2 protein-coding genes are annotated in these 15,184 nt (G+C 73.4%); one reads left to right on the forward strand and one right to left on the reverse strand.

The annotated features are described in order from the left end of the window. Positions 1-163 precede the first annotated feature (163 nt). Positions 164-6,604: an amino acid adenylation domain-containing protein gene (locus ACQRUO_RS22320; RefSeq protein ID WP_428317785.1), complete on the reverse strand. Its 6,441-nt coding sequence runs from the start codon at positions 6,602-6,604 to the stop codon at positions 164-166. A 485-nt stretch (positions 6,605-7,089) separates the two neighbouring features. Between ACQRUO_RS22320 and ACQRUO_RS22325 the strand changes: the two genes are divergently transcribed. After that, positions 7,090-15,096 (forward strand): amino acid adenylation domain-containing protein, encoded by an 8,007-nt coding sequence (locus ACQRUO_RS22325; protein ID WP_428317786.1) that lies wholly within the window; start codon positions 7,090-7,092, stop codon positions 15,094-15,096. The last annotated feature ends 88 nt before the right edge of the window (positions 15,097-15,184 follow it).

The raw sequence follows: 15,184 nt of genomic DNA on the forward strand, positions 1-15,184 counted from the left end.
GGGGGGGGGGGGGGGGGGGGGGGGGGGGGGGGGGGGGGGGGGGGGGGGGGGGGGGGGGGGGGGGGGGGGGGGGGGGGGGGGGGGGGGGGGGGGGGGGGGGGGGGGGGGGGGGGGGGGGGGTGGTTTTTTCTTTTCCCGTCGCCGTGTTGGTGGTGCCGTGGCGTCAGACCAGCAGCACCGGGGTACCCGCGCGATCGGTCAGCCCGGTGGCCTCCGCCACGGTGAGCTGCAGAGCCGGCGCCGCGTCGTCGAGCACCCGGCGGAGCCGCTCCGCCGGCTGATCCGGGTCGACCGGCAGGTACTTTGCGCCCACCTTGAGCACCGCCAGCATCGCGGTCACCGACTCCACCGAGCGCGGCAGCACCAGCGCCACCAGGTCCGCGGGCCCGATCCCGCGCCCGCGCAACTCCCCGGCCAACCGCTCGGCCGCCCCGTCGAGTTCGGCGTAGCTGACGGTGCGCCCGGCGCCCTCCACCGCCACCGCGTCGGGCCGGGCCCGGACCTGGGCGGCGAACTGCTCGGCCACCGACGCGGCGGGCCGCGGGCGGGTGGGGGTGGTGGCGGGGGTGGTGGCGGTGGCGTGTTCGGCGCGGTGCTCGCTGTCGCGGCTGACCCCCCGCTCGATCAGGGCGCGCTGCTCCGCCGCGGTGAGGTAGGTGGTGTTCCGGGTCAGCTGCTCGGGGGTGGCCTCGGCGAGCTGGGTGAGCAGCTTGGTGTACTGCTCGGCCAGCAGCGCCACGTCGGCGGGGGTGAAGAGGTCGGGCTGGTAGGTGAGGTCCAGGGTGAGGGTGCCGGCCTGCGGGTCGGGGAGGGCGATCAGGGCGAGGGGGTAGTGGACGTGGTCGTGCGCCTCGACCCCGGTGATCCGCAGCTCGGGGTGGTCGAAGGCGGCCGGGTCCAGCGGGTAGTTCTCGAACACGGTCAGGGTGTCGAACAGGTCGCCGCCCCCGCCGCCTGCCCGCTGGATCTCGGTCAGCCCGAGGTGGTGGTGCGCGGTCAGCGCGGACTGCTCGTGCTGCACCCGGGCGGCCAGCTCGAGCAGCGGCTCGCCCGGCCGCAGCGCGACCCGGACCGGCACGGTGTTGATGAACAGCCCCACCAGCTCGGCCACCCCGGCCAGCTCGGCGGGCCGCCCGGAGACCGTGGCGCCGAAGACGATGTCGTCCCGGCCGGTGCGGCGCGCCAGCAGCAGCGCCCAGGCGCTCTGCACCGCGGTGTTGAGGGTCAGGCCGTGGCGGCGGACCTGCTCGGTGAGCGCGCCGACCAGCGCCGCGGGCATCGACACCCGGTGGTGCTCGGGGGTGGTGGTGCGCCGGCCGGGACGGTGCGGGGCCAGCCGGGTCGGCTCGGCGCCGTCCAGCGCCGCCGCCCAGGCCGCCCGGGCGGCGGCGGTGTCGCGCTCGGCGAGCCACTGGTAGTACGGGCGGTGTGGCATCACCGTGGGCAGGGGCGCGGCGGTGCCTGCCGCGTATCCGGTCAGCAGGTCGCCCAGCAGCAGCGGGAGCGACCAGCCGTCCAGCACCAGGTGGTGGTTGGTGAGGAGCAGCCGATGCCGGTCGGGAGCCAGCCGCAGCAGGGCGAAGCGCAGCAGCGGGGCGGCCGTGAGGTCGAACGGGCGGGTGCGCTCGGCGCGGGCCAGCCGTTCGGCGGTTGCCGGGTCGGGGGCGTCCAGCTCGACCCAGGGCAGCGTCACGCCGTCCCGGACCAGCAGCGCGGTACTGCCGTCAGGGCGCCGGTGCAGGGCGGCGCGGAGCAGGGGGTGGCGGTGCAGCAGCCGTTCGGCGGCGGCCCGCAACGTGGCCGGGTCCAGCGGTCCGGTCAGGTCGAGGGCCAGCTGCACCTGGTAGAGGTCCGGGGCCCGCTCGTCGAAGGCCGTGTGGAAGGCCAGGCCCTCCTGCAGCGGCGTCGGCGGCAGCAGGTCGGCCAGGTCCGGGTGGTCGCGCTCCAGTTGGTCGAGCTCCGCCTGGTCGAGCCGGACGAACGGCAGGTCGGCGGGGGTGCGGCCACCCGCCTCGGGGCACTCGGCCCGGGTGGCCAGGGTGCGCAGCGCCCGGAACCAGGTGGCGGCCAGGTCCTCGACCTCGGCCTGCTCGAACTGCGCGGCGGCGAAGGACCAGCGGGCGGTCAGCCGGGGCCCGTCCGGGTGCTCCTCGACCAGGGCGTCCAGCTCCAGCGGGTGGAGCAGCGGCAGTCCGGGGTCGGCGCCGCCGAAGACGCCGCCGTGCGCCGGGTCCGGGTGCCAGGGGGCGCGCCCGTCGCCGGGCAGCCGGCCCAGGTAGTTGAAGCCCAGCTGCGGGGTGGCGCCGGTGGCCAGCAAGGGTGCGGTGCGCGGGTTGAGGTGACGCAGCAGGCCGTACCCGAAGCCGTGGTCGGGCAGCTCGCGCAGCTGCTCCTTGACGTACTTCAGCGCGGTGTCGGCGGCCGCTCCGGCGTTCCACAGCTGTGTCCAGTCCGACACCGCGGGGTCCAGTCGGACCGGGTAGCTGCTGGTGAACCAGCCGACGGTGCGCGAGAGTTCGGAACCCGGCAGCACCTCCTCGCGACCGTGGCCCTCGACCGTGAGCAGCACCGAGTCGGCGGGACGGTCGTGCCGGCGCCGCCAGTCCAGCACCGCCAAGGCCAGCGCGGTGAGCAGCACGTCGTTGATCTCGGCGTGGTAGCGGCGGGCGATGCCGGTCAGCACCCGGGCGGTCCACTCGGGCGGCAGGGTCAGGGTGTGCTCGCACCGGGTGGCGACGGTGTCCCGGCGCGGGTCCGGTGCGTGCCGGCCGAGCAGCGGGTCGGGTGCGGCCGTGATCCGCTGCCAGAGCGGGAGTTCGGCCTCCCGGCCGGCGGCCAGCTCGGGCAGCCGGCGGGCCCACTGGCGCAGCGAGCTGCCGACCGGGTCCAGCGCTGGCCGGCGCCCGGCGGCCAGTGCCTCGGCGGCCTTGGCCAGGTCCGTCAGCAACAGCCGCCAGGAGACGCCGTCCACCGCGAGGTGGTGGATCGCCAGCACCAGGTGCCCGGACTCCGCCGGGCCGGCGTCGCACCAGCGCGCCTGCACCAGCCGGCCGGCCTCCGGGTCGAGCAACGCGGCGGCGTCCGCGACCTGTTCGGCGATCAGGGCGGTGTGCGCTGCCGGGGTGAGGCCGCCGGCCGGAACCCGGCGCAGCAGCCCGGCGGCCCGCACCGAACCGGCAGCCGGGATCTCCAGCTGCCAGTCGGCCCCACGGGTCAGCCGCAGCCGCAGTGCGGCATGGTGGTCCAGCAGCGCTTGCAGCGCGTCGCCGAGCAGTTGCTCGGTCAGCCCGGCCGGCACCCGGAGCACCGCGGTCTGGTGGAAGTGGTCGACCGGCCCGCCGAGTTCGCGCAGCCGGTGGACGATCGGGGTGAGCGGGACCGGGCCGAGCTCGTCGCCGGGCTGCTCGGCCTGTGTGGTGCGGCACTGCTCGGCGACCTCGGCGAGCCCGGCGACGGTGCGGCAGCGGAAGACGTCGCCCGGGGTGAAGGCGAGCCCGGCCTGGCGGGCCAGCCCGACCAGCCGGATCGCGGCGATGCTGTCGCCGCCAAGGTCGAAGAAGCCGTCCTCGGGGTCGACGTCGGCCAGCCCCAGGGTCTCGGCGAAGAGTGCGGCCAGCTGCCGCTCCCGCGCGTTGCGTGTGTCGCGCGTGGTCCGCCGGCCCGCGCTGCGGTACTCGGGGGCGGGTAGGGCGCGGCGGTCGAGTTTGCCGTTGGCGTTCAGTGGGAGTTCGGGTAGCAGGACGATGGCGGCGGGGACGAGGTAGTCGGGTAGGACCTCGCGCAGTCGGGCGCGTAGGGCGGCGGGGTCGGGGGTGTGGCCGGCTTCGGGTACGGCGTAGCCGACCAGGTGCTTGCCGCCCGGGCCGTCGGTGCGCGCGATGACCTCGGCGCGGGCCACACCGGGCAGTTCGGTGAGGGCGGTGGCGATTTCGGCGGGTTCGATGCGGACGCCGCGGATCTTGACCTGGTCGTCGGTGCGGCCGAGGTATTCGACTTCGCCGGTGGCGTTCCAGTATCCGAGGTCGCCGGTGCGGTACATGCGCTCGCCCGGTGCGCCGAAGGGGCAGGCGAGGAAGCGTTCGGCGGTGAGGGCGGGGCGGTTGCGGTAGCCGCGGGCCAGTCCGGTGCCGGCCAGGTAGAGTTCGCCGACCACGCCGGGTGGGACCGGTTGGAGTGCCTGGTTGAGGATGTAGATGCGGGTGTTGGTGATCGGGCGGCCGATGGGTGGGGCGGTGTGTCCGGCGGTGGTGGGGTCGCAGGCGTGGGCGGTCAGGTCGATGGCGGCTTCGGTGGGGCCGTAGAGGTTGTGCAGTTCGCTGGTGTCGAGGACCTCGAAGAAGCGCGCTGCGAGTTCGGCGGGCAGGGCTTCACCACCGGTCAGGACGCGGCGCAGCGCGTGGCAGCCGGCGGCGCCGGGTTCGGCCAGGAAGGCGCGCAGGATTGAGGGGACGACCTGGAGTGTGGTGATGCTTTCGGTGGCGATGAGTTGGGCCAGGTAGGCGGGGTCGCGGTGTCCGCCCGGTTCGGCGATCACCAGGGTGGCACCGGCCAGCAGTGGCGCGAAGATCTCGGAGGCGACGACGTCGAAGCCGGCGGGGGTCTTCAGCAGCACCCGGTCGGTGGCGTCGAGTCGGTAGCGGTCCTGGCCGGCACGCAGCCGGTTCACCAGGCCCCGGTGAGTGTTGCCTACGCCCTTGGGGCGGCCGGTGGAGCCGGAGGTGTAGAGCACGTTGGCCAGCTGGTCCGGGTGAACCACCGGCAACAGCACGCCGGCATCGGGCCTGGGCAGGTCGGGGTGGTCGAGCAGCAGGCGGGGCAGGTCACTGTCGGGCAGGTGCGCGGCGGTAGCCGTGGTGGTGAGCAGCAGTGCCGGGCGGGCGTCGGCGAGCATCAGCGCGATCCGCTCGGCCGGCAGGTCGAGGTCGATCGGCAGGTAGGCAGCCCCGGCCTTGAGAATCGCCAGCAGCGCGGTGACGAACTCCACCGAACGCGGCACAGCCAACGCCACCACCTGCTCGCCGCCCACGCCCCGCTCGATCAGGAGGTGTGCCAGCTCCCCGGCTCTTCGATCGAGCTCCGCATAGGAAAGGGAACGGTCACGGAACCGCAGCGCGATCCGCTCCGGAGTCCGGGCAACCTGCGCAGCGAACAACCCGGGTAGCGTGGCGGGCGGCTGTGCGGCGGCGGTGTCGTTCCAGGCGGTCAGGACCTGGTGGCGGTCGGAAGCGTCGAGTGCGGTCAGCGATCCCACCGGTCGACTCGGGTCGGCGGCGGCCAGCTGGTCCACCAGGTGCATCACGACCCGCTGGTGCACGGCCAGTTCGGCGTCGGTGTAGCGCTCGGCGTTGGCGTCCAGGTCGATCCGCCAGGCCACCTGCTCGCTGCCGCCGTAGACCACCAGTGCCAGGTCATCGACCGGGCCGTTGGACAGGTTGTGCACGGTGGTCCGGCAGCCGGCGAACTCCAGCTCGTAGTCGAAGAGCTGGAGGTTGACGGCCGGACCGACCAGCGGCTGGTCCTGCTCGGTCAGGCCCAGGTCGCGGCGCAACTCCTGGTAGTGGTAGCGCTGGTGGCGCAAGGCGAGGCGGAAGCCGGTGGTCAGCCGGCGCAGCAGACCGGCGAGTGGTTCGGCCGGGTCCACCGCCAGCCGCAGCGGCACCACGTTGGAGAACATGCCCGGGGCGCGGCGCAGTTCCTTCGCCACTCGGCCGGTCACCGGCAGGCCGAGCAGGACGTCGCGGTCACCGGTCAGCAGGGCCACGTGCAGCACCTCGATGGCGGCCAGGACCACCGGCAGCGCCACCCGGGTGGCCCGGGCCAGCGCGCCCAGGCCTTCGATCTGTGCCGGGGTGAGCAGCGTGGTGCGCCGCAGCAGGCCGGGCGCGCGCTCCGTCGTGGCGCCCCGCCCGAAGCTCACCGGTTCGGGGCGGTCGGCCAGGTGCTCCAGCCAGTAGGCGCGGTCGGCGGCGTAGGCGGGCGAGCTGCGGTAGCTGCGGTCGGCGGCCAGGTGTTCGTCCAGTCCGGTCGCATCCGGTGCCGCCACCGGTCGGCCGGTGAGCCGCGCGTTGTAGAGCGCGGCGGTACGGCGGACCAGCAACGCGGCGCTGGCGCCGTCCAGTGCTGCGTGGTGGCCGCGCAGGTAGCAGTACAGCCGCTCGTGGGTCAGCCGGAGCAGCGCGAGGGAGAGCACCTCGCCGCGCTCCAGGTCGAGCGGTCGGCGCAGGTCGGCGGCCATCCAGGCGTGGGCGGCAGCCTCGGGGTCCGGCTCGTCGGTCAGGTCCACCTCCCGCACGGTGCAGCCCGGGTGGTCGCCGAGCAGCTGCACCGGGCCGTCGGCGGTGGCCGCGAACCTGACCCGGCCGGCGTGTGCCTCGTCGAAGGCCTGGGTGAGGGCCTGTCGCAGTGCGTCGACCACCAGCGGGCCGGTCAACTCCAGGTACTGGGCGATGGTGTAGTCGAGCCGGCCGGCGGCGAAGCGGTCGGCCAGCCAGATGCCGGTCTGGGCGGTGGTGAGGGGGAGTTCGCGGACCGCGGGGGCGGCTGCGCGGAGGGGGGCCGGCCGGACGGGGGTCGGGGGAGCGGCTATCGCCGGGGAAGCAGACATGGATCGTTCCTTCGTGGTCGACGCCGTGCAAACCGGCCCGGGGCAGGGAAGCCAGGGCCGACCATGGCGCGGGCCATTTGGTTGCCGCGGTGAATACAGCGGGATTTGGCGCGGACGCGGCAGACCCCGCGCGACCTTACCCCGACCTCGTCGGTAAGTAACGGGTGGCCGGAATTACTGGTGGTTTTCGGCCGCTGCACCGCTCACCGGGGCATCTGTGATTCGGATCACGAAATGTTTGGCGATGGCTCGGTGGGAGCGTGCCGGACATCTTCGACTCGAGCCCAGCTGCGGGTGTTGTGTGTCGGAGAAGTCCGCTTATTTCCGTTTTCCGATCGAAGTTGATCACTCTTGACAGGCCCAAACGCCCAGGACTAGCGTCTTGGGCGTTTGCGCACCGAGTTGTGCCCATCCGGTGGATATCGGCGTTTTCTCCTGGAGGTATTCCGTTGACCGAGGCGGTCGGAGAAAGCCGGGAATCCGGAATGTGCAATGAGGTGTCCGGCGGGGTTCCGCCGCTCAATCCCACCTATGTGGTCCATACGTCCGCCGTTGCCGGCGGCGACTCGAACGGCGCCGAGGTCGACGGCTGCGACCTCGGCAATCTGTTGTCGGAATTCGGGCGGCGCCTCGACTTCGGCCCCGAGGACGCGCTGCTGGCGGTGGGCACGGGCGCGGACGGAGCCGGCCTGGAGCTGCTTCCGCTGGTCAATGGCGGCCGCCTGGTGCTGGCCGACCGTCAGCAGGCCGGTGACCCCCCGCCCAGCCTGGCCCGGCTGCGTGCCGTGGTCCGCAGCGTGCCTGGCCGCCGGTCTGACGACCCGTCGCTGTACCTGCTCGATTCTGGCCTGGTGCCAGTCCCGGACGGCGCGGTCGGCGAGCTCTACCTCGCCGGCGCCGAGGCGCCCCGCGGTGGCCCGGAGGGTCCCGCGCTCACCGCGCAGCGCTTCGTCGCCGATCCCTACGGTGAGCCCGGCAGCGTGATGTACCGCACCGGCGACCTGGTCCGCCGGTGCCCCGACGGCCGGCTCGAGTACCTCGGCCGGGCCGATGCCCGGGGCGGATCCCGGCCGGGGCGTTCAGCGGCCCGTCCCGCTCACGCACCCGTGGCCGGCAGGCCCGACGCCGACTCGCCGCGTGCTCCGCAGGAGGAACTGCTCTGCACCCTCTTCGCGGAGGTGCTGGAGCTTCCCGAGGTCGAGGCCGACGAGGACTTCTTCGCGATCGGCGGGCACTCGCTGCTGGCCACCCGCCTGGTCAACGCCATCCGGATCCGGGCGGGCGTCGAGCTGCCGGTGCGTGCCGTCTTCGAGGCGCCCACCCCCGCCGGCCTGGCCGTGCGGCTGACCGCAGCCCCCGCGTACGGTCGGATCTCCGACGGCCGGCCCGCGGTACCGCCGAACCTGATCCCGGCCGGTGCCGAGACGATCACGCCGGAGATGCTGCCCCTGGTGGACCTGACCGAGGCCGAACTCGCCACCATCACCAGGACGTTCCCCGGTGGGGCGGCCAACATCGCCGACATCTACCCGCTCGCTCCCCTGCAGGAAGGCATCTTCTTCCACCACGTCCTGGCGTCGGGTGAGGGCCAGGCCGACGCGTACCTGTTGCCGACCGTCGTGCGGGTCGACTCCCGAGAGCACCTGGACGCCGTACTCGGCGCGTTTCGGGTGGTGGTGGAGCGGCACGACGTACTGCGGACCGCGGTGTTCTGGGAGGGGCTGCGGGAGCCGGTCCAGGTGGTGGCCCGGCACGCCGAGCTGGTCGTCCAGCAGGTGGAGATCGGGGGCGCGGACCCGGTCGCTGAGCTGCTCGCCGCCGCTCCGGCTGCCATGGACCTGACCCGGCCACCGCTGTTGCGCGCCTGGACGGCCGCCGAACCCGGCACTGGCCGGTGGTTCCTGCTGCTCCAACGGCATCACCTGGCCACCGACCACGCCGCGCTGGAGATGCTGTTCGCCGAGATCAACACCATCCTGGCAGGCCAGCACGGTTCGCTGCCCGCGCCTTCGCCGTTCCGCGACTTCGTCGTCCAGGCACGACTCGGGGTCCCCCGGGCCGAGCACGAGCGGTTCTTCGCCGCGATGCTGGGCGAGGTGGACGAGCCGACCGCACCGTTCGGACTGCTGGACGTGCACGGCGACGCCTCGCGCGTCGCGGAGGAAACGCTGCCACTGGCGCCAGACTTGGCCGCGCGGGTGCGCGAGCGGGCACGGGCGCTCGGGGTGAGCCCGGCGACGGTCTTCCATGTGGCGTGGGCGCGGGTGGTGGCGGCCACCTCCGGCCGTGACGATGTGGTGTTCGGGACGGTGCTGTTCGGGCGGACGAACGCCGGCGGCGACGCGGACCGGATGCAGGGCCTGTTCATCAACACACTGCCGGTGCGGATGGCGACCGGTGGGGTCGGCGCGTTCGAGGCCACGCTCGCGATGCGTGGGCTCCTCGCCGACCTCCTGGTGCACGAGCACGCCCCGCTCGCTCTCGCCCAGCAGGCCAGCGGTGTGCGCGGAAGTGCCCCGCTGTTCACTGCGCTGCTCAACTACCGGCACAGCTCGCCGCCCGCCGTCGCGGAGCCGGACGGCATCGAGATCCTGCACAGCCAGGAGCGCACCAACTACCCGCTGGCCGTGTCGGTCGACGACTTCGGCACCGACTTCGGCCTCACGGTGCAGGCCGCCGACCCGATCGATCCGGAGCTGGTCTGCGCGCTCTTCGAGACCGCGGTGCGCGGCTTGGTGGCCGCGCTGGAGAGTGCCCCTGACACGCCACTCGACCGGATCGGCGTCCTGACCGACGCCCACCGCCACGCCGTGCTCACCGAGTGGCAGGGTGCGCCGGTTGCGGGCGTCCCGGCGACGTTGCCTGAGTTGTTTGCTGCGCAGGTTGCCCGGACTCCGGAGCGGATCGCGTTGCGGTTCCGCGACCGTTCCCTTTCCTATGCGGAGCTCGATCGAAGAGCCGGGGAGTTGGCGCGCTTGTTGGTCGAGCGGGGGGTGGGTGGCGAGCAGGTGGTGGCGTTGGCCGTGCCGCGTTCGGTGGAGTTCGTCGCCGCGCTCTTGGCGGTTCTCAAGGCTGGGGCTGCCTACCTGCCGATCGACCTTGACCTGCCGGCCGAGCGGATCGCGTTGATGCTCGCCGACGCCCGCCCGGCACTGCTGCTCACCACCACGGCTACCGCCGCGCAGCTGCCCGGCGGTGACCTGTCCCGCCTGCTGCTCGACCACCCCGACCTGCCCAGGCCCGAGGCCGGCGTGCTGTTGCCGGTGGTTCACCCGGACCAGCTGGCCAACGTGCTCTACACCTCCGGCTCCACCGGCCGTCCCAAGGGCGTGGGCAACACTCACCGGGGCCTGGTGAACCGGCTGCGTGCCGGCCAGGACCGCTACCGACTCGACGCCACCGACCGGGTGCTGCTGAAGACCCCCGCCGGCTTCGACGTCGTCGCTTCCGAGGTCTTCGCGCCACTGCTGGCCGGTGCCACCCTGGTGATCGCCGAACCGGGCGGACACCGCGACCCCGCCTACCTGGCCCAACTCATCGCCACCGAAGGCGTCACCACACTCCAGGTCGTGCCCTCACTGCTGCGCGCCTTCCTGGCCGAACCCGGTGCCGCCGGCTGTCACTCGCTGCGCCGGGTCCTGACCGGTGGTGAAGCCCTGCCCGCCGAACTCGCAGCGCGCTTCTTCGAGGTCCTCGACACCAGCGAACTGCACAACCTCTACGGCCCCACCGAAGCCGCCATCGACCTGACCGCCCACGCCTGCGACCCCAGCACCGCGGGACACACCGCCCCACCCATCGGCCGGCCGATCACCAACACCCGCATCTACATCCTCAACCAGGCACTCCAACCGGTCCCGCCCGGCGTGGTCGGCGAGCTCTACCTGGCCGGGCCGGCCCTCGCCCGCGGCTATGCGAACCAGCCGGCCCTCACAGCCGAACGCTTCCTCGCTTGCCCCTTCGGCGCACCCGGCGAACGCATGTACCGCACCGGCGACCTCGGCCGCTGGAACGCCACCCGCGACATCGAGTACCTGGGCCGCGCCGACGATCAGGTCAAGATCCGCGGCGTCCGCATCGAACCCGCCGAGATCATCACAGCCCTGACCGAGCACCGCAGCGTTGCCCAGGCGACTGTGATCGTCCGCGATGACCGGCTGGTCGGCTACGTGGTCCCGGCCGACCCCGCCGAGCAGCCCGACCTTGCCGAGCTGCGCCGGCACACCTCGCAGTACCTGCCGACCTCCATGGTCCCGGCCGCCTTCGTGGTGCTCGACTGTTTGCCGCTGAACGCCAACGGAAAGCTCGACCGCCGCGCCCTGCCCGCCCGCGATCGCACCAGTGCCGCCGGTCGCCCGCCGCAGACGCCGCAGGAGGAGTTGCTCTGCGGCCTCTTCGCCACGGTGCTGGAGCAGCCCGTGGTCGGTCCGGAGGACGACTTCTTCGAGCTGGGCGGCCACTCGCTGCTGGCGATCCGCTTGCTCAACGCGATCCGGTCGGCAGTGGGGGTGGACCTGCCGGTGCGGGCGGTGTTCGAGGCGCCGACCGCTGCGGGTCTGGCGGTCCGGCTCGACGGCGCGGGCTCGACGCGGACTGCGCTGGCTCCGATGATCCGACCGGAGATCCTGTCGCTCTCGTACGCGCAGCGGCGGTTCTGGTTCCTCAACCGGCTCTACCCGGCCGGTGGTGCCTACCACATCCCGATCGCGTTGCGGTTGCAGGGCGATCTTGACCGTGCTGCGCTGCAGCACGCGTTGCAGGACCTGCTGGCCCGGCACGAGAGCCTGCGTACGGTCTTCCCCATCTCGGACGGCGAACCGCACCAGCTGATCCGGCCGGCCGACGCGGGAACGGTCCTGAGGCACCGTCGGATCGATGTGTCACAGCTGGCCGGCGCGGTGACCGCGGCCTGCGCCGCGGGCTTCGATCTGACAAGCGAACTTCCCATCCGGGTCGACCTGTTCGAGACGGCCGCGGGCGACTACGTGCTGCTGGTGGTGCTGCACCACATCGCCGCCGATGGGTGGTCGATGGCACCGCTGGCCCGTGACCTGGCGACGGCGTACGCGGCTCGGGCGGTGGGGCGGATGCCGGAGTTCGTGGCGTTGCCGGTCCAGTACGCCGACTACACACTGTGGAAGCGGGCCGAGCTCGGTGACGAGGAGGATCCGGCGAGCCGGATGTCGGCACAACTCGACTACTGGCAACAAACGTTGGTGGATCTGCCGGAGGAGATCGAGCTGCCGGCCGACCGACCGCGCAGCGCTGGGTTCAGCCACCAGGGCGATGCGGTCCCGGTCCGTCTGTCGGCCGAGTTGCACGCCGGGCTGGTGCGGTTGGCGCGGGAGCGCGACGCGAGCGTCTTCATGGTGCTGCAGGCGGGGCTGGCGGCGCTGCTGACGGCACACGGCGCGGGGGTCGACGTGCCGATCGGCACGCCGATGGCCGGCCGGGACGACAGCGCACTGGACGAGTTGGTCGGCTTCTTCGTCAATACGCTGGTGCTGCGCACCGACACCGCTGGGGACCCGCGGTTCGGCGAGCTGGTCGATCGGGCGTCAGAGACGGCGTTGCAGGCGTTCGCGAACGCCGACGTGCCGTTCGAGCGGCTGGTGGAGGCGGTCAATCCGCCGCGTTCGCTGGCCCGGCACCCGCTCTTCCAGGTGCTGTTCGCGCTGCAGAACAACCCACAGCCGGTACCCGAACTGCCCGGGTTGCAGGTGAGCCGCGCCGATCTCCGGCTCAGCTCGGTCAAGTTCGACCTGGATCTGGAGCTGCGGGAGCACTTCGGGGCCAACGGGGAGCCGGTGGGGATCGACGGGGAACTGCTGTACGCCGTCGACCGGTTCGATCGGGAGACGGCCGAGGCGCTGGTGGAGCGCCTTGGCCTGCTGCTGACGGCTGCGGTCGGGGATCCGGGGCTGCGGTTGAGCGAGCTGTCGGTGCTGGCGGTGGGGGAGCGGACGCGGATCCTGGGCGACTGGGGGGTGGCCGAGGGGGCCTCGGGCGCTCGGCGATCGGTCGTGGTGCGGTTCGAGTCCTGGGCTGCCGCCCGTCCGGAGGCCACGGCCGTGCTGGCCGGTGGCGAGGTACTGACCTATGGGGAGTTGAACGCCCGGGCGAACCGGTTGGCCCGGGTGCTGCGGGCGCGCGGGGTGCGGCCGGGTGATCTGGTGGCGGTGGTGTTGCCGCGCTCGGTGGAGATGGTGGTCGCGGTGTGGGGGGTCCTGAAGGCCGGGGCGGGGTACGTGCCGGTGGACCCGGGGTATCCGGCGGACCGGGTTGCGCTGATCCTGGCGGATGCAGGGGCTCGGGTAGCGGTGACCGCGATGGGCGTGCTCGCCATGGCTGCGGAGGACGGTGTGCCGCGGCTGCTGCTCGACGTGCCCGAGACAGTGGCAGAGCTCGGCGCGGCAGCGTCGGTTGATCTGGGCCTGCAGGTCCCGGAAGCGGCGCCGGCGTACGCGATCTACACCTCGGGTTCGACGGGTGTGCCGAAGGGTGTGCTGGTCTCGCGGGCCGCGCTGGCGACCTTCATGGCGTGGGCGGTCGAGCGGTTCGGTGAGGACGGGCTGGCGCACGGGCTGGCGGTCACCTCGCTCTCCTTCGATTTCTCGGTGTTCGAGTTGTTCGCTCCGCTGATGGCAGGGGGCACCGTGGAGGTCGCCGCCGACATGCTGGAGCTGGCCGAGCGGCCGTTCACGGGCACACTGCTCAGCGGCGTTCCCTCGGTGGTCGAGGCGCTGCTGGCCAGTGGAAGCAAGTTGACTGCCGGGCAGCTGGTCCTGTGCGGTGAAGCGGTCAGCGAGCCGCTGATGCGTGCGCTGCGCGCAGCGGCCCCCGACACCCGGGTCGCCAACCTCTACGGCCCCACCGAGGCCACCGTCTTCGCCACCGGCTGGGACGAGTGCACGGGTGCCGAGGAGCAGGCGCCGCCGATCGGCCGCCCGCTGGCCGGCAGTCGGGTGTACCTGCTGGACCAGTACCTGCGCCCGGTCGCGCCCGGCGTGGCCGGCGAGCTCTACCTGGCCGGCCCGAAGACCGCCGACGGCTATCTGAACCGCCCGGCGCTGACCTCCGCGCACTTCGTCGCCGACCCCTTCGGCCCGCCCGGTGAGCGCATGTACCGGACGGGTGACCTGGCGCGCTGGGACCGGGACGGGCAGTTGCACTACCTCGGCCGGGCCGACCAGCAGGTCAAGGTCAACGGCTTCCGGGTCGAGCCGGGCGAGGTGGAGGCCGCGCTCGTCGCCCATCCGGCCGTGCGCCAGGCCGCCGTGCTCGCCCAGCGCTCGCCCGGCGGCGGGGCCCGCCTGGTCGGCTACGTCGTCGGCCGCAGTGCCGAGGCCGCCGAGCTGCGTGCCCACCTGGCCGAGCGGTTGCCGGCCCACCTGGTCCCGGCCGCGCTCGTGCTGCTCGACGCCCTCCCGCTGACACCCAACGGCAAGCTTGACCGTCGCGCCCTGCCCGCTCCCGACAGCAGCACCCGGGCCGCCGGACGCCCGCCGGCCACCCCCACCGAACGGCGGCTGGCCGCACTCTTCGCCGAGCTGCTGGGTGGGCCCGGCGGTGACGAACTCGACGTCGAGGCAGACTTCTTCGCGCTCGGCGGCCACTCGCTGCTCGCGGTCCGGCTGATCGGGCGGGTCCAGCAGGAGTTCGGGGTGGACCTCGGGCTGAGCCGGTTGTTCACCGCATCGAGCGTGGCACGGCTGGCGAGTGTGCTGGACGACCTGTCGGCGGTCATAAGCCATGGCGAACCCGGCGCCGCCGACCCGGAGTTCGACCTGGTGCTGCCACTGAACGCGGCGGCCGGGACGAGCGGTGCCGGCGGCCGCCCGCCGCTGTTCTGCCTGTCGGCGGCCGGGGGCCTCGGCTGGTCCTTCGCCGGACTGGCCCGGCACCTTCCCGCAGACCAGCCGCTGATCGCCCTCCAGTCGCCCGGCGTTGCCCCGGGCGGCGAAGCCCCGGACACGGTCGAGGAGTTGGCCGAGCTCTACGTCGAGCAGATCCGCGCGATCCAACCGGCTGGCCCGTACCGCCTGCTCGGCTGGTCGGCCGGCGGCCTGGCCGCGCACGCGGTGGCCGAGCGGCTGCAGGCCGCCGGAGCCGAGGTCGCGCTGCTCGCCCTGCTCGACGCCTACCCGCTGGCCGGGCGCACCCCCGTGACGGCCGACCGGACCGAGGTGGCCGCTGCGATCCGGGCCGCCGTGGACGGCCACCGGCTGGACCGGGCCACCGTCGACCGCCTGGTCACCGGCTACCTGCGCACCGTCCGGGCGGCCCACCGCTTCGTTCCGGGCCGGGTCCGCGCCGACGTCCTGCACGTCACGGCCACCGTCGACGCCCCCGCCGACCTGGCGGCCGCCGACTGGCTGCCCCACGTGGAGGGTGAACTCCACGAGCACCGGCTGCCGTTCAGTCACCACGACCTGACCAGCCCGGCCGCGCTGGCGATGATCGGCCCGGCGGTGGCGGCGCGGCTGGGGTGAGCCCTGGACGCGTGACGAGGTTTTAAAAGGTGTTCTTCCCCCCCTTTTTCCCCCCCCCCCCCCCCCCCCTCTCGGTCCCCCCCCCCCC

Source organism: Kitasatospora sp. LaBMicrA B282, assembly GCF_050325825.1.
Classification (GTDB): Bacteria; Actinomycetota; Actinomycetes; order Streptomycetales; family Streptomycetaceae; genus Kitasatospora.

Bases quoted from the DNA above. Each gene is read 5' to 3' on its own strand.
- ACQRUO_RS22320 (WP_428317785.1), bottom strand. From the start codon at position 6,604: ATGTCTGCTTCCCCGGCGATAGCCGCTCCCCCGACCCCCGTCCGGCCG.
- ACQRUO_RS22325 (WP_428317786.1), top strand. From the start codon at position 7,090: ATGTGCAATGAGGTGTCCGGCGGGGTTCCGCCGCTCAATCCCACCTAT.